Genomic DNA, 20,347 nt, shown 5'->3' on the forward strand with positions numbered 1-20,347 from the left:
GCGGTCCTCATTAGACGGTTTCGAGCCGGCTGAACCGAACGGGGATGAGTTTCCGAGTCTTGAGTTGCCCTGCCACGTCCTTGTCGATAACAGTCAGAAACTGTACGTCTTCAGACACCAAAGGCAGAACCAGACGTCCCCCTGGCTTGAGCTGCTCCAGCAAAGCCGGCGGCGTCCGCTCAGCGGCTACGCTAACCAGGATCTTGTCGAATGGGGCGTGCTCGAGCCAACCGCGAGACCCGTCTCCGACACGAATGGCGACATTCGAGAAGCCAAGGCCCTGCAGCAGGGTCGAGGCATGGCTTGCGAATTCCTCGATGATTTCGACGCTCCAGACTTGTCCGGAGAGTTCCGCGAGGATTGCGGTTTGATAGCCCAGTCCAGTACCGATCTCGAGCACAGCCTGGTGCGGTTGGGGAGCAAGGAGATCGGTCATCAGAGCGACAATGAAGGGCTGCGAGACGGTCTTATCGAAGCCGATCGGCAGCGGCATGTCCTGGTAGGCATAAGGCGCGACCGGGGCTGGCACGAAGAGATGCCGCGGGACCCGCCGCATCGATGCCATCACCCGCTCATCGAGCGTTGCTTTGCCGAGTTCTTCGCTTGCAAGGTCGGCATGGATCGCAATCATCTCGACCATGTGCCTGCGTAAAATCGCAAGGTGCTCTTCGGTCATCGGTTTCATGACGGTGGGGGCTTTCTCCAACCAGTCTGCTGCCAGGTACAGTCTACCACTGTCGCGAATCGAAAAGCGATCCTCGGTCGCTCGAAGTGGCCGAAGCAGGAAGGCTGACGCTCCGCAGAGGCCAGTGCCGCCGCCGAGATTCTCGGCGCGGACATCGAGTTCTTCGACGCCGACGACTAAATCCACATGTCACAGGCCGATTGGCGAATGTGGTGCAAGTTTCTTGTCGCTAAGAGTAAAGCCGGTTCTTCAGTCGTGCAGAAGATCTCCCCTGGTAGACAGCGCGGAGCATAAGGGCTGTCCCGACAATAGTGCCAGTCTCCGTGGGGAACGCACGACAGCGGCTAGGGCTGCATCGTTGATCGCCATGGGCAGACCGGGCTGCTGCCAGGCCGTCAGAGGAAAGTGGACCGTCCGTTGGCGGAGCCAAAGCGGACCTGTGGCTTCGACGCTTGGAATGTGGGAAGCGGACATTCAGGCGCTCACATGAATCGACGTGAACTCACCTAACCGGTCATTCACGGCGTGGAATCCTGGCTCGGAAGCGGACATGCCATGTGATCGAAGATCATGACCCTGTCCGACATTCGGGCTCTCATGCAGCAAGATACACAGACCCGAAAAGCTGTCTTTCAGGGGCGGCGGCAATGGCATCAACCTGCGACCTGCTGTAAGCTTGGAAAGCGGGTAACAATCCGCGAAGGAATGGGGGATGGAACGTCATCTCGCAGCCGTCCTGATTGCCGATGTTGTCGGCTATGGCCGCTTGAGCCAGATCGACGACGAGGGTACGCGTGCACTTTTCCGAACCGACCTGAACGAAGTATTCGAGCCAAGGATCACTGCGCACCATGGTCGACTGGTGAAAACCATGGGAGATGGGATGCTGGTCGAGTTCCACAGTGTGGTCGACGCCCTACGCTGCGCGGTCGAAATCCAGCAACAGAAGCCGGAGGTGAACGTTCTCACGCGGCCAGAACGGCGGCTTGATTTCCGCATCGGCATCAATCTGGGCGATGTTATCGTTGAGGGTGACGACATCCACGGCGATGCCGTGAACATCGCCGATCGGCTGCAAGGGCTGGCGGAACCTGGAGGAATCGCGATTTCCGCCACCGCCTGCGACCATGTGAGGGGAAAGGTGCCGATCGGCTTTGCCTCACTCGGCGAGCAGAAAATGAAAAGTATCGCCGAACCGGTTTGCGTGTACCGTGTCTTGATCGACCCCGCCACTGCGGGCAAGATCGTCGGTGCCAAACCCGGCCCTTCTTCCGGCGACGACAGTAAGCCGCCGGTAATTGCGGTTTTGCCGTTCGAAAACCTGAGCGCCGACGACGGCTGGACGCGGCTGGCAGACGGCCTGTCGGCCGACATGATCGGCGACCTGGCGCGCTATCCCGACCTTGCGGTCATTTCGCGCCAGACCATGCAGTCCTATCGTGGACGGGCGAGCGACACACGCTCGGTTGGACGGGAACTGAACGCCGATTACCTGCTGGAAGGCACCCTTCAGGCGATCGGACACCGTGTCCGCGTCGCGGTGCAGTTGGTCGACACCCGGACCGGAGCCAACCTTTGGTCGGCGCGGTTCGACGAATCGACCGATGATTTTTTTCTCATGCAGGACAGCATCACACAGAACGTCATCAATGCCCTGGCAGGTACTTTCGGCAAGCTTGCCAATCTCGGGCGCGAAGTGGCTCGGCGGAAGCCTCCCTCGAGCCTGGGTGCTTACGACTGCTATCTACTCGGGGTGGAACTGCACGACAGATTTACGACCGAGGCGAGGGCAGAAGCCATACGCATGCTGTCCCGCGCCGTGGAACTCGACCCCGGCTTCGCGCGGGCCTGGATGACGTTGGGATTGGCACATGCGGTCGATGCCTTCAATGCCTTCACGCCAGATTCAGCCGCTTCGGTCGAGCGCTGGCGAGAATGCGTGGAAACGGCTCTGGCGCTCGATCCTACCGATCCGATGACGCGCCTTTACATGGGCGCTCTCCGCGCCCTTGACGGCGATATCAGCGGGGCCGCAGAGGAATACGACCGGGCGCTGGCCCTGGCACCCAATGACGCCGATGTGCTGTCGATGCTTGCCTCAAGCCGAGCTCTCGTGTGTGGAAATCCGGACGAAGGCTGTGCTCTTGCCGAACGGGCGCTTCGCCTCAATCCGCAGGCTCCGAGTTGGTACTACGCGCAGCTCGCCCGGGCGCGGTTCGTCGCCGGTCGCTATGCCGACAGTCTGTCGTCGCTGTGCCAAAGTCCGCCGGATATTCCCGTCACTCTGATGTTCCGTGCCCTGTGCCACGCGCTGCTCGAAGAGCCGGCGCAGGCGCAGTCGATCGCCAGGCGGATTGCCGTCGAGTTTCCAAGGTTCACCGTCGAGAACTTCATCCGAACCTATCCTGTCACCAATCCTCTTGCCCTCGCTGCGATCAAGGAAGGGGCTCGTCGTGCAGGTATAGCATAGCATAGAGCCGAAAACGGTGCCTAGTTCAGGAGGGGGACGCGCTTCCTGGATATGCCACGTGGCAAGCCGGGCCCAGCTTCCAGGCTGAAGGTCTGCTTCGTAGCGCTAATTGGGCGCTGGCGTGACCCCTGCTAAGCTTCCGCTCCTGGCGCTGCCACGACCTTCAAGCCGGAGGCCACCGAACTGAAGCTGTCGGAAACGGAAGTGCGTTCGGTCGGCTTCCTGTTCGATCTCTAAGGCGGAGACCGGGACAACAGCGACGACAGGGTCATGCCGCATCTGCGCTTCCTCAATGCGCTCGACGGCCAGCATCTGCAAAAATGGCAATACAAGCGTGAAACGGAACGCATTATCCCGCTCGGCACCGAGAACAAGACGATCAGCCACTACCATCTCTCGCCGGAGGGCTGGATCGACATTGCCGGCGGCGCGCAGCGCCTCTGCTACAATGAGATCCCGACGAAGGTGAACTGGACCTATCTGTGTTTCGACTTCGACCTGGAGTCGATGCGGGCGCTCGCCCTGCGGTGCAACGACCGCAGCTTCGATTTGTCTGGTTTCGAGTCGATTCACATTCCGGCCATGAAGAACTTCTGGTGCATGCTCAATTTCTGCGTGTTCGCCGAGACCGACGTCGCCAAGCGCGCGGTCCTCTACGTCGACGCAATCTGCATTTCGGGGATTTCTGATGCTGCCCGAGAGCATTACCGCCATTGTCGCGCGCAACGAGCGATGGAGCGGTGAGGCCGCCAGTGAACCTTATGAGGCGGATGGGCGCGCGAGGCGATTTTCTTCGTTCGGGCCTTGAAGGAGCCTAGCGGTCCCGTGCCGATGGCACGAGTCGAAATCTCGCCGGACGGGATGCGGTGGTTGCCGGAGGGCACCGAGTTCCGCATGCCCAACCGACGCGACGGCATGGCGATGGCGCGCTTGACGCATTTCGGCAACTGGCTGCGTGTAACGGCCCGCTTCGAGGAAGGTGGGGAATGTTTCGTGCTGGTGACACTCCACCTCAAGGCCTGACGGGCGGCAATTTCGTGGTTCGCAGCGATGCCTGGTGCACCAGCGACGTCCAGCTGTTGGTCGAGGCGAGGTGGCAGTAGAGCAGGCCGAGCGCGCCTGATCTTCTGAGGTCGAGGAAGGCTTCGTCGCTCAGCTTGTTGAAGGCCGGCTCGTCGATCACCTGGAAATCGGTGAGGTTGAGCACTTCGCCGCCCTCCAGCGTCACTTTGCTCTGGCGCGGCGCGAACAGGCCATGCGCGTCGATCCTGTCGATCATGATGCGGGTGGCTCTGAAATCGATCTGGAACTGATCGCAGAAGGCGAGCGCCTGCTTCGTCGCCTCGGTCGCCTCGGCGCCGCTGAAGAACGGCGCGATCTTGTCGTCGCGGAACGGCGCCATGAGCTGGTCGACAACGCGCTCGCTTGCCCGGTCGACGCACAGCGTCAGTCGGCCGGGCGCGTTCGGGTCGTCGGCCAGAATGAAGGGATAGCGGCGGACATAGGCGGGAACATAGTGCGGCCCGGTCCACCGTCCGTCGGCATCGACGAACAGGTTTTCGTTCTGTCGCACGCCGGTGATGATCACCGGCGCCTTGGCGGCACCGATGAAGACGATCGGGTAGGAGCGCATCGCCGCCGGCATTTCCGACGCCACCACCGGAATGGCGTGCGCCGAGCGGGCGAACGAAAAGTCGCTGCGCGCGGTCAGGCCAAGCGAGCCGTGCCGCACCGGGTTGAGCGCCTCCGGCGTGGAATAGAACAGCGGCATCGCATCGCCCGCCACTTCCGTCTTTGCATCCGCCATCGTCCGTCTCCCGCAAGCCGATCCGGCCGCCAATGGTCCCGAAGCCGGGATCTGTTCTTGTTTGCGCTGATCTTGGATCGAAAAGAATCCCGCGCGCGAACAAAGTACTACAGCGTCTCTTGCGCGCATAAAAGGACAGGCGGTGCTGTATTTTTGGGTTTGCGGCGGCGAATTGTCTTGCGGGCACGGCCCGGCCGCCTGCCCACCTCTGGACAGCTTGCGGCGAAGCGGCGACAGTGCCGCCGCTGGAGCAATTTCAGGAAAAGTGTGTAGCGTTTTCCCGGGAAAGCGCATAGCGCTTTTCCTTGGGAATTGCGAAGAAACACAAGCGGGAGCTGATCGGCAATCTGAACGCTGAACCGCTCCAACGGACAAATTGAGGCTGATGGCATGGCGTCGGTATCGGATTTCGAACAGGGACAAACCTTCACCATCGAAGCCGGGGGCCGGCAAATCCCGCTCGAACTGAGCGCGGTCAACCCCATCGCCGCCAGCCCGCGCCCGGGCGGCGGTTTCTCGCTGCTGTTCAGGGGCCCGCGCGAAATCGCCCTGCCGCAGGCGACCTATCTTTTCACAGGCGCAGGCGGCACCCACGAGATCTTCATCGTGCCGGTGGCGGCCGATGCTGCGGGGCGGCTTTACGAGGCGGTGTTCAATTAGGCGTCGCTAGCTTTCTGAGGCGACGCTTGCGCTGCGGCGCTGAACGTTGACGTCAGCGGGACAGTACGCGGCAGAACTATCCTGCAACCCAGCATGCTTCCTCCGGTCACATACCAGCTGCCTCACCACCCGGCGGCGCACAGGCCATCAGATCATGGACGCCCTTGTCCTCGACGACCGCGAAGCCAAGCTCGACATAGAGCCGCTTCGCCGGATTGTTCTTCTCGACGTGGATCGAGGCCGATTTGCCGGCTAACCATGCCTTGTCGATCAGGTCGCGCAGCAGCGCCGTGCCGTAGCCCTTGCGGCGATGGTCCGGCAGGAAAGCAATGTCGATGATGCGGTGCTGGCTCGGCCAGCGCTCGATATAAAGCCGGCCGATGTCTTCGCTATCGCGTTCCACCACCAGCCAGTCGGCCTCGGGATAGTGTTTTTGGTAATGCGCGTGCTGCGCCTGGAACTGCATGTCGAGGAACGCCGTCTTCTGCGCGTCGGTCCACGATGTCACGGCGAGTTCTTCCATGCGCGTGGAGGCGTAGAGCCGCGACAGGAAGGGCATGTCGGCATCCGTCGCTATACGGAAGCCGAGCCCGGCCCTATCAGACCGGGGCCAGACTGGACGGGGCTGTGCCTGCTTCGCTTCTGTCACGCTGCCGGAAATCAACCTTCAGACCGGCGGCGTCAGGTCGCGTACCACGACAATCTGCTTGAGATTGTTGTCGGCAAGCGTCGTCCAGCCATACTCCCATTCGGAGCTGTCGATGCCCATCTGCGAGATCGTCCACAGCCCGTTCGTACCGTCCGGCATGAGCAGCAGGCTGAACAAAGCGAGCCGGCCATCGGCATTGTAATCGAGCGAGAGCCGTGTCCGCAGCGAAGACATGCTGAAGTCGCGCCATCCCGACCAATTCTGGGTGACGGCATCATATTGGGCGTTGAATGAGTGGACAAGCTGCTGGTCGGATGCGACCAGTACGATGTCGCCGTCGCCCTGGATGCCCGCGGCAAGTGTGTATTTGGACACCCTGCTGTAGCCGGGCGTTGCCCACTGCGTCCAGCTGTCCGATCCGGCAGGCTTCTGGCGCGTGTGCAAGACCTGGCCATTCTGGGTCAAGGCGAACAGATTGGTGGCGCCGAGCGGGCCGACCACCGGCGCCATTTCGATGAACCCACCGGTTTGCCCGGTGTCGATCTGCACCCATTGCGTCCAGTCGGCGACCTTCAGTGCCTGCGGCTTCGCCTGCTGGCAGCGATAGAGATGGAGGCCCGAATTGATGCCGAACAGCGCAATGCGGCCGTCGGCCTGGCGGGTCGCCGTGATCGCTACCAGCTGCCCGGTCAGTTGGATCCAATCGCTCCACATCTTGGCGGGCGGCGCGAGCACGTCGACGGTGACGACGATCGGCGTCGTCGAGCCGGGCGGCGTGATGGTTTTCTGCACCTGCACGATCTGGTCCGGATTCTGGTAGATCCACCAGATACGGCCCTGATTGTCGGTGAGGAACACCTCGATGCGACCGTCGGCATCGTTGGCCATCGAAAGCTTCTGGTAGGAAGTGGCGCCGGGCGGCGCGCCGATGTCCATCGGCGCGGTCCATTTGTCGATCGGGCCGATCTGGTTTGCGTCCTCGGTGATGAAGGACAGCTTGGTGGTACCAGACGGCTGCGCGATCACCGCCACCCGACCGTCCTTGGTCAGGCCGGCGGTCATGATCACCCAGGCTCCTGGAGCGATGATCGACCAGGCCGCCGGCCATGCGCCGTTCGGCGCATCTTGAGCCCTCTGGATCAGGCGCCCGGCCGCGGAATCGATGCCCACTACCATCAGCCGCGACAGCTCGAAGAACGCCGCGCCGGCCGGCATGTGCTGATAGGCGAGCGGTACGCTGGGCCGGCCGCCGCCTGCCCTGGCTTTGGAAGCCGCTCTCGGCGCCGCCGGCATCTTCGCGGCGGGGGCTTCCGACTTTGGTTCTGCTTTCTTGGCCATCATATTGGTCCTGCCCTGTTGGCTCGGAATTCAGCTTCTCGGTGGGAAAACGCCCTGCAGCGCGATGCAAAAATAGAATGTCAGATACGGCATCATATTGTTGTGCGGCTGGGCGCCGCCGGCCGTTGTCAACGTACCGTCGCTCATCGGTGTCAGCGCCGGTGTTGGCGATCCGGGAACATAAGCAAACGCGCCGCCGGACTTGCCAAGAATTCTCGAGGGGCTTGGAACTTGAACATCGGCCGTGTCCTGGGTTCCTACCATGACATTGTGCGAGTGCGCCGGCATTTCGCTCTCGAGCAGCGTGACCGTCTCCGAGCCGCCTGTCTCGCCTAGGTCATGCAGCGACAAGCCCGGTCCCTGGCCCGGATGCATCGGCGAGCGGCCCTGCAGATCGGGCAAGGCAAAGGTGGACTTGCCGTTGCCACCATAGGTGGTGCCGAGCAAAGAAAACAGCGCCGTGTTCTGCGACAGTGGCAGCAACTGCCCATCGCACAATGCCCAGCCCTTGGGCGCAAAATTGAACGGAAAGATGCGGATTTCGGCGATGAACGGGTCGGCCATGGCGGTCCTCTTAAGTCGGCGACGGGAAAATTCCGAACAGCGAGATGATGAAATCGACGCAGAGATAGGGCTGGAAATTGTCGTGTGGTTGGCTGCCGCCGACTGGCGACACCATGGTTGCCGCCATTGCGCCATCGGGGCTTTGGCCATCGATGTACATGAAGATCGTCCCGGTGGTTTGATCGAGAACGTTTCCTCCCGGGTTGGCCGACGTGCCAGTCTGTGTTGATGCCAACAACCCGTGTGAGTGCGCTGGAATTTGATTGGTTGTAAGTGTGATCGATTCCGCGCCACCGGTTTCAGCCAGAATGAAACCATTGCCCTGATGGATGGGTAGGCGGCCGCGCAGGTCGGGTAATGCGAAGGTCGCTTCGCCATCTCCGCCATATGTGGTGCCGATCAACTGGAACAAGGTCTCGTTTTCCGAGATCGGTAAAAGTTGGCCTTCGCAGAACATCCAGCCGGCCGGAGCAAAGTTGCCAGCGAACATGCGGATCTCGCCAACATAGGGTTGTGCCATGGTCGCGCTTCCTTTAGTTCGGCGATGGGAATATGCCCTGCAGGGCAATGCAGAAGCTGAGCGTTAGGAATGGCTGCATATTCAAATGCGCCTGCGATCCGCCAACATTGGCGATGCTAGCTGGATGCAGCGACGTCAAGTTGGCTGGCTGACGGTAGCCATTGTTGAAGGCGCCGAGGAAATTTCCAAAATTCGTGGGGGTAGTCCCGTTACCGTTGGTGGCGTTTGCCAGGTGAGGATGTGTCGGCAACTCCGAAATCGACAAGGTATGCTCTTGTTCGCCTCCTCGTTCTCCCAGTGTGTGTCCTTGGCCAACATGTATCGGCGCACGGCTTCGCAGATCCGGCAACGCGAAATTCACTCTCCCGTCGCCGCCGAACGTAGTGCCGAGCAACGAAAACAGCGCCTGGTTCTGATTGATCGGAAGAAGCTGGCCGTTGCATAACGCCCAACCCTTGGGCGCGAAAACGAACGACAGCATGCGGATTTCAGACAGAAACGGCTCTGACATTCAGCGTCCCTCATTTCCATTCATGACTATACACGAGCCAATGTAGAAATCTATCAGTAATACTGTCTAATAAATGCTATATAGATATTATTCTACGTGACACTCAACAAACAGTTAGTATTCAACAAAACGTCACTATGTTTTTGACCGATCAGCTCAAAAATCGAGCTGGCGCCAGCCGGTCCGATTCGTTGCATGCCATCGACAGCCCTGCGCTACGGCGCCGAGAAGAATCCGCTGCCCGCAAGACCGGTGACCACGCTGACCGTCGGAGAACCAGCGTTGTACGTCTGGACGAAACTTGTAATTGCTGCCGTATCCGTTGGCGCACCGCCGTAGCTGAAGCCTCCGCCCGCATGCAACCCGACATGCACGTTGAAACGCTGGCGAAGACGAATATCCGTGCCTCCGTTTGCACCGGACCCGGTAAAGTTGTTGGTCAAAGCCCCTGGGCCGCCAAGGGTCAGCGAAACCGTCTGTGCATCGTTTGTGACTGTGCCGGCGTTGAGCAAGAAGCCATTGGTGCCAAACGTGCCGGGATTGCTGACCGTATTGCCCTGTACGACGGCGGTGAGTTGGGCGTTGCCGCCATTCGCGGCGTCGCCGGTCTGTATGAAAATACCGGAATTGTTATATTGATAGACTGCATTGTTGGTGATCGTCACGCTCGACGCGGCCCCGCCGTCGGTGACGAATCCGATGCCGGACCCTTGTGCCGACCCACTGTCCGTTACCCCTGCGACACCGATCGTGTTGGAATCGATTGTACCGGTGAACGAACCGGTTCCCGAGCCCGAGCTAATACCGAGAGCGGAACCAAGGGCGTCGCGCATCGTGTTGTGGGCGATGTTGAAGGTCAGGTTGGCGTGGTCGCCGGCGCCGCCAGAGCTGATCGTGATGCCGCCGCCGCCGGAAACTATGTTGCCATTGTTGTTGGTCAGCTTATTGCCGAGCAAAGCCGTTCCGCCGCCAAACACAAGATCCGAACTGACACCACCGTGGAGGTCCATCTGGAACAGGTCGCCACGCGCTGAAGTAAATGTCGAGCCCTGGATGGTCGCGTTGAACACACCGTCCGTCGCCTGGAAGACCAGCGCGTCGTTGGAGAGATTTCCTGCGCCCGTCAGCGTCCCAAACGTCGAGCCCGTGATGGTTATCCTGTTGAGGGTCTGTCCGGCATTGTTGAAGACGTGGAAGGCGTCATAGGCCGCACCGGTAAAGGTGGAGTTCGTAACGGTCGCAGAACCGGTCAGGCCCGTGAAGTAGGCATCACCTTCGCCGACGCCACCCTGCAGCGTGCCGTTGGTGCCGTTGATGACCACCTGATTGAGCGTCATCCCGGCCACGTTGTTGCCAAAAATGCCGAAATTCTGGAAGTCGTTCATCTGCACGTTGGCAAGCTGCACGTCTGTCGTGTTGTTGAGATAGATACCGACGCCTTGTGAGGTGGAGCCGTCGGCGCCCGTCTTGTTAGCAATGCTGCCGCCACTCCCGACCGTCGTGCCGACACCTGTCACATGCAGGCCGCCGCTAGATCCGGTGTTGTCGAGGATGATGCCGGTCGCGCTGCCACCATTCGACGTGATGCTCTGGAAGGTCACATCGCTGGCCCCAATCGTCGTGTTGGCGACATTCAGCGCCGTAGCGTTGCCCGAATTGATCGTGCTGCCCGACCCGGTGGCGCTGATCGTGCCGCCACCGGTCGCGTTGAACCCGATGGTGTTGCTGGCCGACGTGTTGATGGTCAGCGCGCTGGTGAAGTTGATATTGGTGCCGTTGGTGCCGCCATTGCTCGTCAGGCTGATGCCGTCGCTGGAGCCGTTCGACGTTATGGCGCCGTCAAAAGAGATCGTGCTGGCGCCGCCGGCGGTGCCGGTGTGGTTCAGGACATTGATCGCGACAGCATTGGCGCTGTGGTTGATCGTGCCGTTGTAGTCGACATTGGCCGAGCCACCCGAAACCACGAATGCCGTGCCCGTCGCGCCTGTCAGCGTGCCCGAGCCGAGGGCGACGGTGCCGGTCACGTTGGTCAGGTTGACACTATTGGCGCCGCCGCTCGAATTGGTCGAAGTGAACGTGACCCCGGCAGCAACACCGTTCAGCGCGACGGCCTGTGCAGCCGTGGAACTCACGGTTCCGGTGGTGACGTTGACTGTGCCGCCATTGCTGGCGCTGAAGCCGGTCGTGCCGTTGGTGGCGATGGCGAGGTTGGAGAAGCTGACCGTCGAGGCGGTGGCATTGTTGTCGATCGAAACGGCGGTGCCGGTCAGCACCAAGCTGCTGCCGAAATCAACGCCGCCGGTGAAGCTGACCGTGTTGGCGGCCGTCGCGCCGGAAACGCTGATGCCACTCGCCGCGCCATTCGCCACGACCGCGCCGGCAAAGGCGAAGCTGCCGCCACTGCGGTTCGCGATGGTGACCGCCGTGCCACCCGACGTGCCGGCAACGAAGCTCGCCGCATCGAACGCGATGGCAGCGTTGCCGCCGGTAACCTTGATGCCGCCGCCGGCGCCGCCCGTGACATCGACATTGGCGCCGGTGATCGTGCCTTGCGGGCCGGACCCACCGCCGAAGATGATGCCGGTGCCGGTTGCCGCCGTGGTGACGTTGAGGTTGGCCAGCGTCGTGGTGCCGGTCGTGTTGCGGATATCGAAGGCGATCCCGGTAGCGCCGGTGCTGCTGACGTTGGTAATGGTGGTATTGAGCGCATTGACGATGACGTCGGTGGCGTTGCCGGCGAATGTCACATGGTCGATCGCCGTGCTGGTCGACGGCGTGATCTCGACGCCGGCGGTGGCAAAGTTCCGGATCGTCATGTGGCTGATGATGTTGCCGGAAGCGCCGCCGCCATTGTCCTTGATGCCCCGCGCCGCGCCTGCGGGGCTGCCGTCGAGAGTGAAGCCGTCGATGAAGTTGCCGCTGGCGCCGAGCGTGATGGCATTGCTGCCGGCACTCGTCGTCAGCGTGGCGGCGCCATCGGCCGTGGCGTCGACGATCGAGATGTTGTTGTTGGCAAGCTGGATAGTGGATGGCACCGTCATCGCCAGATTGATGTTGCCATTGCCAAAGCCGCGCACCTGCTCGCCGGTGGCCAGCACCAGCGTGTTGTCCGCACCGCTGCTTGTCGCGGTGATGGTCCCGCCGTCGTTGACCAGCACCAGGACATCGCTCGTTACCGCCGCCGCTTCCGCCGTCGACAGCGTCGCCAGATTGTTCTGGTCGCGGCCGGTTCCGTCGCCGGTCGCGCTGGCGCCGACGAAATAGATCTTGCCGACGCCGAAGCCGAGGCCGGGGCTGGCGGCAAAGTTGACATCCTGGAAGTTGTAAGTCCCTGCGGCTGGCGCGCTGGAGGCGTCGATGCCGACAGTGGCGCCGATGGTCGAATTCTGGTCGGTCGCCGATTCGCCGTCGCCATAGGTGAAGGCAAGGTTGGTGGCGCTGTCGAGGTACACGCCGGTGTTGACGCCGGAGATGCTCGAGCTGGCGCCGTCCGCAACGGCGTCGCCGAGGCGCACGACCTGGCCGCCGGTGGCACCGCGCAGGTCGACGCCGATCGAGGTGCCGGCGCCAATCGTGTTGGTGACATCGAAATCATTGGCCGTGATCGGCGCGTTGATGGCGGCGCCATTGAGGTCGAAGGCCACGGCCGTAGTGCTGGTCAGGCCGATGCTCAACGAGTTGAAATTGAGCCCCGCGCCGAGTGTGCCGGTGACGTCCACACCACGTGAACTGATGCCTTGCAGGTCGACCGTGCCGAGATTGATGGCACCGCCGGATGAAGCGACGTTTGTGAGCGCGATGCCGGTGGTCACGCCGCCGCTGGTCGAAACCGAGTTGAAGTTGATGCCGCTGCCAACGGTCACGGCGTTGAGGCTGAGCGCGTTCCCGGTCGACGTGATTGTGTTGGTGGTGCCGGCCACGCTGATCGTGCCGCCGGCCTGGGCGGCGAAGCCGACGCCGCTGGTCGTGTTGATGGCCAGGCCACCATTGCTGAAATCGATGGTGCCATTGGTGTTGCCGACCAGGTTGACGCCGGCGGTCGCACCCGACTGGATCTGCTTGGTGGCGCCGGAGAAGGTGACGGTGGCCGCGGTGCCGTTGTTGATGTTGGCCACGACGATATTGCCGCCGCCGGCAGCGTTCGTATCGCTCAGATTGCCTGACAGTGTCACCGAGCCGCCGGTCAGTTCCTGGATCGAGACCGCCGCGCCCAATCCGGCACTGGCGATGGTGCCGGCATAGGAGATATCAGCGTTGCCGCCGCTGAGATCGGTGCCCGAACCGACATTGAAGGCGGCGCCCGCGCCCAGATTGTTCAGCGTGCCGGTGCCGAGATTGAGCGAGCCGGTCAGATTCACCAGATTGATGCCGTGGCCGGCGCCGAAGGAGGCGCTGGTCGAGGTCAAGGTGCCGTTGACGTTTGCCGAACTGATGTCGACGGCCTCGCCGGCCTGCGCGGTGATGGTCTTTGTGCCGCCACCCGTGAAGCTCAAGCTCGTATTGGCGGGCGTGGCGCCACCGACAGCACGCAAACCGGTGCCGGTGCCGGTGGTGATCGCCAGCGTGCCATCGAAGGTGGCTGACGTGGCGCCGGTTGCGTTCTCGATGTTGACGCCGCGGCCGAACGACTGGGAATTGTCGATCGTCGTGTTGCCGAACGTGTAGGTGCCGGCCGAATTGAGGATTTCGATGCCGGCGCCGTTGGAAGTTGTCACGGTGACTGCGTCGAGGTCGACCGCGCCGCCGCTGGCGCCGCTGATCAGCACGCCCTGTGTGCCCGCGTTGGTCGAAGCGACACTGTCGAAATGGACACCGCCAGCGCCGAGTGTGCCCTGCAGCGACAATGCCGTCTGGCCGGTCCCGTCGATCGTCGTCGTGCCGGCATCGGCAACGGTCAGGCTGTTCAGCCCGGCAAGGCTGAGGCCGGTGGCGGTCGATGCCGCGATGGCGAGGCCGCCGTCGAAATTGACCGCCGCCGCCCCGCTACCGCTCGAAATCGCCACGCCGCCGCCATTGATGGTGACCTGGTCGGTGAAAGTCACCGAACCGCCGGTGCGGTTGGCGATGGTGATGCCGCCACCGGTCAGCGTGCCTGCCGGTCCGGCGTTGGGCAGGAAGCCGCGCGAGACCGAGATGGTGCCGGTGCCGCCATTCACGTCGAGCAGGGTACCGGCGACGTTGATGTTGTTGTTGATGACCGACAGATTGCCATCAAGGCCGGCAACCTGGACGGCCCTCTGGCCCACCGCGACATTGCTGATCGTCACGCCTTCGATGGTGATGCCGCTGGCATTGCTGAAGCCGACCGCGCCCTGGTCGATGAGGAAGGCAGCGCCGGTGGCGCCGCTGAAGTCGAAGGCGGTGTTACGCACGGCATTGTCGCCGAGCAGCTGCATGAGATTGGCCGTGCCGCTGACCACGGCCTCGTCGCCGGTGATGTTGCCGCCGGTGGCGCCGAGATTACCCTGGACATTGGCCGGCTGGATCGTGCCGGTCGAAACGACGCTGCTATTGCCGAAGCCGGCAATGGTCTGTCCTGAGTCGAGCGTGAAGGCGGTGGCGCCGAGATCGATCGTGCCGACGAAGACGAAGTTCTGCGCGCCGGTCAGCGCATCGGCTGCGGCGAGCGAGATGGAGTTCACGCCCGTGCTGAGATTGCCCGTCGTGCCGGCCGCGATGAAGCCACCCGATTGCGAAACCAGGGTGACCGAACCGGGCGCCGTGGCCAGATTGGCGCTGCCGGTGAACAACACGTCGTCGAAATCGTAGCTGCCCTTCGTCGGATCCAGCCCGACGGTGTTGACGGTGTAGCCACCGGATGCCGCGATGATGAAGGATTCCAGCCCGTCGGTCGAATCGCCGTCGCCGAAGGTAAAGGTGGCATTGGCAGTGGTCGCGGTGCTGAGGCCCGACGACAGGTCGACGCCGATGCCGACATTGTCGATCTTGGAACCTTGCAGGAAGGTGACAGTCTTATTGCCCGTCGTCGACGACAGGTCGATACCGCGTGAGGTCAAGTCGCCGGTGCCGGTGATCGTGGTCAGGCCGAAACCGGCGGTCGTGGACGATCCGCTGAAGTCGATGCCGGTCTGGTTGGCGCCGACATTGCTGATAGTCGTGGTACCGAACAGGACGTTGGCATTGGTGCCGCTGAAATTGATGCCGGCCGTGTTGGCGGACGCGCCCAGCGTCACGGTGGTCACGCCCGAGAACGTCACCGGGCCGGCATTGTTGCTGATGTTTATGCCATCGCCGCCGGCGGTGGTGAGGTCGAGCCCGCCGGTGAAATTGATTGCGCTGCCATTGCCGCTCAAGTCGATCGCGTTGGCCGCACCGGTGCTCGCGGTGATCTTGCCGGCGAAAGTGGCGCTGCCGCCGGTCAGGCCGGAGATCTTGACTGCGTTGGCCGCCGTCGCCTGGTTGATCGTACCATTATAGGTGACGTTGGGCGTCGCGACGTTGATGTTGAAGGCTACATCGCCCGTATTGGTGATGGAACTCGCGGCCCCGAAAGTCAGCGTGCCACTCGAGCCGGTCCAGATAGCGACGCCCCCGCCGCCGCCACTGATGTCGAGGTCGTCGAAGGTGGCCGTGCCGTCGAAATCATTGGCGAACAGCCCGACATTGGCGGCATTGGCGATCGTCGTGCTGCCGGTGAAATTGACCGTCGCGCTCGAATTGGCTAGCGCGATGCCGGTTTGGCTTGCGTTCTGGATGTCAAGATCGTCGACGGAGACCGTGCCCGTCACGCTATTGAGGAAAAGACCTATCCCGGCACTGCTGACCGTCACGCCGTTGATCGTTGCGCCGTTGACGCCCAATCCGTAGATGGCAAAGCCGGAGCTGCTGACGGTGAGGTTCTCGACGACGTTGCCGTTGGCCAGGTCGATGGTCTTGCCGGCTGAATTGTTGAGCGTCGCACCGCCATTGCCGAAGGGGTCGTCCTGCACCTGCGTGCCGCTGATGACATTCGCACCGGTGACATTGGCGGGCGGCGAGCCAAGGCTCACGGAAGCGCCATTGGCGAAGGACACGATCGATTGGCCGTCGGCCAGCGTAAAGCCGTCGGAATCGGTATTGATGTTTCCGGCGCCGTTGTTGACCAGAACGAAGATGGTGTTGGCCGGGGCCGCCAGCGCGTCCGCCGCGGTGGCGTTGATCAGGTCGTTGACGCTGGAGCCATCGCCGAGGCCCGTGTTGGCGGCGCCGACGTAGATGACATTGGCGATGTCGAACAGCTGCGGACCGTTGAGCACCGTGGTGTTGAAGGCATAGGTGCCGCTGCCTGGCGACAGGCCGCGCATGTCGAGCGATGCCGTCGTGCCGGGGATGGTCGCGCCGCCGGCGGCGCCGAACGAGAAGATCGTGTTGGCGGTGGTTCCGGACGCGCCATGCGTGCCCATCTGCACGCCGGTGTCGGCCGAAATGGCGCCGGGGCCGATTGTCACCGAGCCGCCGGTGGTGCCGGAAAGATCGATGCCTGTCGACGTGGCGCCGCCGAAAATGTTGAGCGAAGTGGCGGTGAAGGTCGACTGACTGCCCGACAGGTCGAGCCCGGTGGCCTCGACGCCGCCAATGTTGGTATTGCCAAAGCTGATCGTGCCGTTGACACCCTGGACGTCGATGCCGTTGAGGCCCGGGAGACCGATTTCCGTATAGCCAAAGCTGACGGCGCCGCTGTTGGCGCTGAGCGCGATGCCATTGCCGAGCACCTGGGTGACGAACACGTCGCCGCTGAACCCGACCGTTGCAGCGCTGCCGCTGACCGAGATTCCATCGCCCGTGGTGCTGTCGATTGTCGTCGGGCCGGCAACGCTGAAGCTGCCGGTGACGCCCGAAAGGTTGACGCCGGTGGTGCCGCCGACCTGGCCGATACCCCCAAGAGTGACGCCAAGCCCGATATTTGCCGCCGAGAAGGCGGATGTGGTGTTGTTGAACAGGCTCCCGCCCGTCGTCGACAGTGTGCCGGCGCCGGTCGACGTCGCGCTGACGCCGCTGCCGCCATTGCCGTCCGAATTGAGCGCGCCGAACCCATAGGTTCCGTTGCCGTTGATCAGCAGGCCGTCGCCAGCGTTGCTCGACAGGGTCGTCGTGCCACCGAAAGCGTAGGTGCCGTCGCCCTGGATCGACAGGCCCGCGCCGCCATTGCCGCTGGAGCCGAGGTTGGTGCCGGAAACGGTGTTGGTGCCGTCGAACAGCACACCGCTCATGCCTGCGCCGGAAACATCCACGCCGGAGATCGTTACCGTACTGACGCCGTTGCCGTAGATGCCGTAGCCGGCGCCGCCGGAAATGTTGAGGTCGAGCACCGCCGTATTGTTGGCCAGCGTCACGACGTTGCCGCTGGAAGCGGTCAGCGTCGCCGCGCCGCCGCCGGGGTCCGAGACGATCTGGTCGTGCTCGACATTGTCGCCGGTGACGTTGATCGGAATGCCGCCGAGCGAGAAGCTACGTCCGTTGCCGAACGAGCCCAGTGTCTGGCCGTCGTCCAGCGTGAAACCACTCCCGGCGTCGATCGGCGTGTTGGCCGGATTGTTGACCAGCACGAAGATCGCGTCGCTGTCGTGATTGTTGTTGGCGGTGATCGCCGATGCGAGATTTGACAGCGACGACCCATCGCCGCTGCCGGTCGCCGCGGCGCCGACGAAGATGACGTTCTGCACGTCGAACAGCTGTGGGCCGACAAGGTCGGTCGGGCCGAACGCATAGAGCCCAAGCGTCTGGTTCAGCCCGCGCGCGTCGAGTGATGCGACCGTGCCCGTGATCGTGCCGCCGCCGAAGGAGAACGATGTGTTCGCACTCGCACCCGCCGCGCCATGCGTGCCCAATTGCACGCCGGTGCCGACGGCGATGGTGCCGCTGCCGATGGCCACCGATCCGCCGGTGGCGCCCGAAAGGTCGATGCCCGTCGATGTGCCGGCGCCGGTGATGTCGAGCAGCAGGGCGGTGAATGTCGATGTGCTGCCCGACAGGTCGAGCCCGGTATTGCCGCTGACAAGCTCCGATATGTAGACGTTGCCGAAGCCGATCTTGCCGTTGATCCCCGAGACGTCGATGCCGCCCGCATTCGGCGCCTGGATCGTCACATCGCCGCCGAAGCGGATCTCAGCCGGCGAATTGGTGATCTGGATCGCCACTCCGGTCGTGTTCTTGGTCGTGGTCGTGCCGGTGACGGTGAACTTGCCCGAGACCTGATCGAGCACCACGCCCGCCGGACCGCCGTTCTGGTCGATCGAATCCAGCACCACATGCGCGGTGATCGGATCGATGAAGACAGCCATACCGCCATTGCCGGAGATGGCGCCGCCGGTGGTGGTGACCGTGCCGCCTGTTGACGTGCCCTGCACGGTGATGCCGCGGTCGGCGTTGTCCTTCGCATTGACGGTGGCGAAGGTGTAGGTGCCCTTGCCGGTGATATCGAGGCCGTCGTCGAGATTGCCCTGCAGCAATGTCGTGCCGGTAAAATTGTAGGTGCCGTCGCCTTCGATGTGCAGGCCGTCGAGGCCGTTGCCGGTCGCGGTGAAATTGGAACCGGTGATGCCGGTCGAGCTGCCCGTGAAGTCGGCGCCGTTGCCGCCCGCGCCAGTGACCGTGACATTGGTCAGCGTCGCGCCGGTGATGTTGTCGCCCAGGATGCCATCGCCGCCGCCGGTGATGGTGATGCCGTTGAGCGTGTTGCCATTGCCCAGCGTTATGACCGGGTTGGCGACGTTGGTGCCCTGGATCGTGCCGTCGCTGCCGCCCAGGTTGAAGGTGCTGGTGCCGCCGCCAAAAAGCTTGGCGGTGACGCTTTCGCCGCCGCCGATGACGGTCTGGCCATCGGCGAGCGTCACACCGTCGGTTGTCAAATTGCCGTTGCCGCCGAGCGCTACCACAAACCCGCCGCCGCCGGCCTTGGTGACGGCATCGTCCAATGTTGTCGGATCGGCTTGGGTGCCTGCGCCCGCCAAGCCGCCATCGGCAAAGTAGAATTTTCCGAAGGCCGCATTGGAGGCGGCGTTGATGGCGACGCGCGTCGTCGATCCGCCGTTCAGTTCCTGCGACTGGATCCTGACGCCGATATCGCCGCGCACCCGCTCGTTGACGCGTTTGCGCAGGCCTTCGCTGACCGGATAGACCGGCTCCGGCCCGCTGCCGGCCCCATTGTCGACGCCGCTGTCGGCATTGTCCGAACCGTGGCCTGGATTGAACGGGATGTTCAGCCGCACACTGCCGGCGAACTGGGTGTCGTCGCGATTGTCGTTGCGGACCTCGCCGGCGAGCACCAGTTCGGTGCCGCTGCCGAAGACATCGCCGATCGTGTATTCGAACCCCGCCTTGGCGCCGGTGACGCTGTGGTCGTTGTCGTGCGGATCCTCGAAACGATAGCCGCCGATGTCCAGCCGCAGCGAATGCTTGTCGGGTAGGTTGACCGGCACCTGCGCGCCGATCTCGCCTTCGATACCCCATGCCGCGTAGTCGCGATGGTCGAGGACCGAAATCTGCTCCAACAGCTGGTTGCCGACCATCGACAGCGTCGAACTCGACGAGTGATCGGTGTGGTCGCCCTTGATTGGCAGATAGACGTTCACATGCGCGTCGAAATGCGGCGTGATAGCCTCGGCGCCCAGCGTGGCTGATGTGAACTGGTTGGAGTTATAGTTCTCGACGTTGAGATAGGCGTAGCCGCCGATCATCAGGTCAGGGTTGACGATGCGGCGAATGCCGAGGCCGACATCCTGGCCGAAACTGTCCTTGAAATCATGCTTGGCCCGGACATCCAGGAACAGCACTGATTCGGCCGTCTGCTTGAGCGGGATGAAGCCTTCGAGCGCGGCGTTGCCGCCATTGTTGTCGGCGCCGATGATGGCGCGGATCTGCGGCTGCCACAGCCCGTTCGGGTCGCCATGGGCGGCCATGCCGGAAAGGCCGAGCGCCAATGTCGTAAGCGCCGTCGTCTTCCACAGCTGTCTGGCTATCCGCGAATGGCGATCGCCGGCGCGCACGTGGAAATCCTCCCCGCGCGCCGCCGCCCCACCAACTTGCCGAGAATTCTCGGTAGTTCCCATTCCTGGCGAGTCCTTCCGGGACTACACGTGCCCCGTGTAAATTCTTACTCGAATTCTATTGTATAGCGAGTCTCGGGCCCTTCAATTTCTAGAAG

The 20,347-nt window shown here is 62.7% G+C and carries 11 protein-coding genes and 1 pseudogene; 4 read left to right on the forward strand and 8 right to left on the reverse strand.

The window, feature by feature from the left end:
• Positions 1 to 10: 10 nt before the first annotated feature.
• Positions 11 to 685: a protein-L-isoaspartate(D-aspartate) O-methyltransferase gene (locus tag NKH57_RS09130; RefSeq protein ID WP_352943630.1), complete on the reverse strand. Its 675-nt coding sequence runs from the start codon at positions 683 to 685 to the stop codon at positions 11 to 13.
• 712 nt (positions 686 to 1,397) lie between these two features.
• On the opposite strand from NKH57_RS09130, the gene NKH57_RS09135 reads away from it, so the two are divergent.
• The 3 genes and pseudogenes from NKH57_RS09135 to NKH57_RS09145 all read left to right on the forward strand — a co-directional run bounded on the left by NKH57_RS09135 (position 1,398) and on the right by NKH57_RS09145 (position 4,178).
• Complete coding sequence (locus NKH57_RS09135; RefSeq protein WP_352943632.1) at positions 1,398 to 3,155, forward strand: adenylate/guanylate cyclase domain-containing protein; 1,758 nt, start codon at positions 1,398 to 1,400, stop codon at positions 3,153 to 3,155.
• A gap of 267 nt (positions 3,156 to 3,422) precedes the next feature.
• Positions 3,423 to 3,899 (forward strand): annotated as a pseudogene (locus NKH57_RS09140) (DUF6772 family protein); the annotation flags it as partial.
• Between the two features lie 81 nt (positions 3,900 to 3,980).
• Positions 3,981 to 4,178, forward strand: coding sequence for a hypothetical protein (locus NKH57_RS09145; protein WP_023761869.1), 198 nt, complete (start codon positions 3,981 to 3,983; stop codon positions 4,176 to 4,178).
• Here NKH57_RS09145 and NKH57_RS09150 read toward each other — a convergent pair.
• On the reverse strand, positions 4,168 to 4,962 hold the full coding sequence (locus NKH57_RS09150; protein ID WP_352943634.1) for a SapC family protein: 795 nt from the start codon (positions 4,960 to 4,962) through the stop codon (positions 4,168 to 4,170). The two genes, NKH57_RS09145 and NKH57_RS09150, sit on opposite strands and share 11 nt — an antisense overlap.
• A gap of 390 nt (positions 4,963 to 5,352) precedes the next feature.
• On the opposite strand from NKH57_RS09150, the gene NKH57_RS09155 reads away from it, so the two are divergent.
• Positions 5,353 to 5,622, forward strand: a complete 270-nt coding sequence (locus tag NKH57_RS09155; RefSeq protein WP_352943636.1) for a DUF6916 family protein — start codon at positions 5,353 to 5,355, stop codon at positions 5,620 to 5,622.
• 106 nt (positions 5,623 to 5,728) lie between these two features.
• Here NKH57_RS09155 and NKH57_RS09160 read toward each other — a convergent pair whose 3' ends face one another.
• The 6 genes from NKH57_RS09160 to NKH57_RS09185 form a co-directional block, all read right to left on the reverse strand.
• A complete protein-coding gene (locus NKH57_RS09160; protein WP_352943638.1) occupies positions 5,729 to 6,271 on the reverse strand; it encodes a GNAT family N-acetyltransferase in 543 nt (180 codons plus the stop codon).
• Between the two features lie 18 nt (positions 6,272 to 6,289).
• The gene (locus NKH57_RS09165; protein WP_352943640.1) at positions 6,290 to 7,609 is read right to left on the reverse strand and encodes a DUF8189 domain-containing protein; all 1,320 of its coding nucleotides are present in this window, start codon (positions 7,607 to 7,609) and stop codon (positions 6,290 to 6,292) included.
• A 30-nt stretch (positions 7,610 to 7,639) separates the two neighbouring features.
• Positions 7,640 to 8,173 (reverse strand): phage tail protein, encoded by a 534-nt coding sequence (locus tag NKH57_RS09170; protein WP_352943642.1) that lies wholly within the window; start codon positions 8,171 to 8,173, stop codon positions 7,640 to 7,642.
• A 10-nt stretch (positions 8,174 to 8,183) separates the two neighbouring features.
• Entirely contained in the window at positions 8,184 to 8,693 is a 510-nt protein-coding gene (locus NKH57_RS09175) for a phage tail protein (protein WP_352601607.1), read from the reverse strand.
• A 13-nt stretch (positions 8,694 to 8,706) separates the two neighbouring features.
• Positions 8,707 to 9,204: a phage tail protein gene (locus tag NKH57_RS09180; protein WP_352601605.1), complete on the reverse strand. Its 498-nt coding sequence runs from the start codon at positions 9,202 to 9,204 to the stop codon at positions 8,707 to 8,709.
• 215 nt (positions 9,205 to 9,419) lie between these two features.
• Positions 9,420 to 20,189 carry an inverse autotransporter beta domain-containing protein gene (locus tag NKH57_RS09185; RefSeq protein ID WP_352943644.1) on the reverse strand — a complete coding sequence of 3,590 codons (10,770 nt, stop codon included), beginning with the start codon at positions 20,187 to 20,189 and terminating at the stop codon, positions 9,420 to 9,422.
• Positions 20,190 to 20,347: the final 158 nt, after the last annotated feature.

The organism is Mesorhizobium sp. M1050 (assembly GCF_040318715.1).
Lineage (GTDB): Bacteria > Pseudomonadota > Alphaproteobacteria > Rhizobiales > Rhizobiaceae > Mesorhizobium.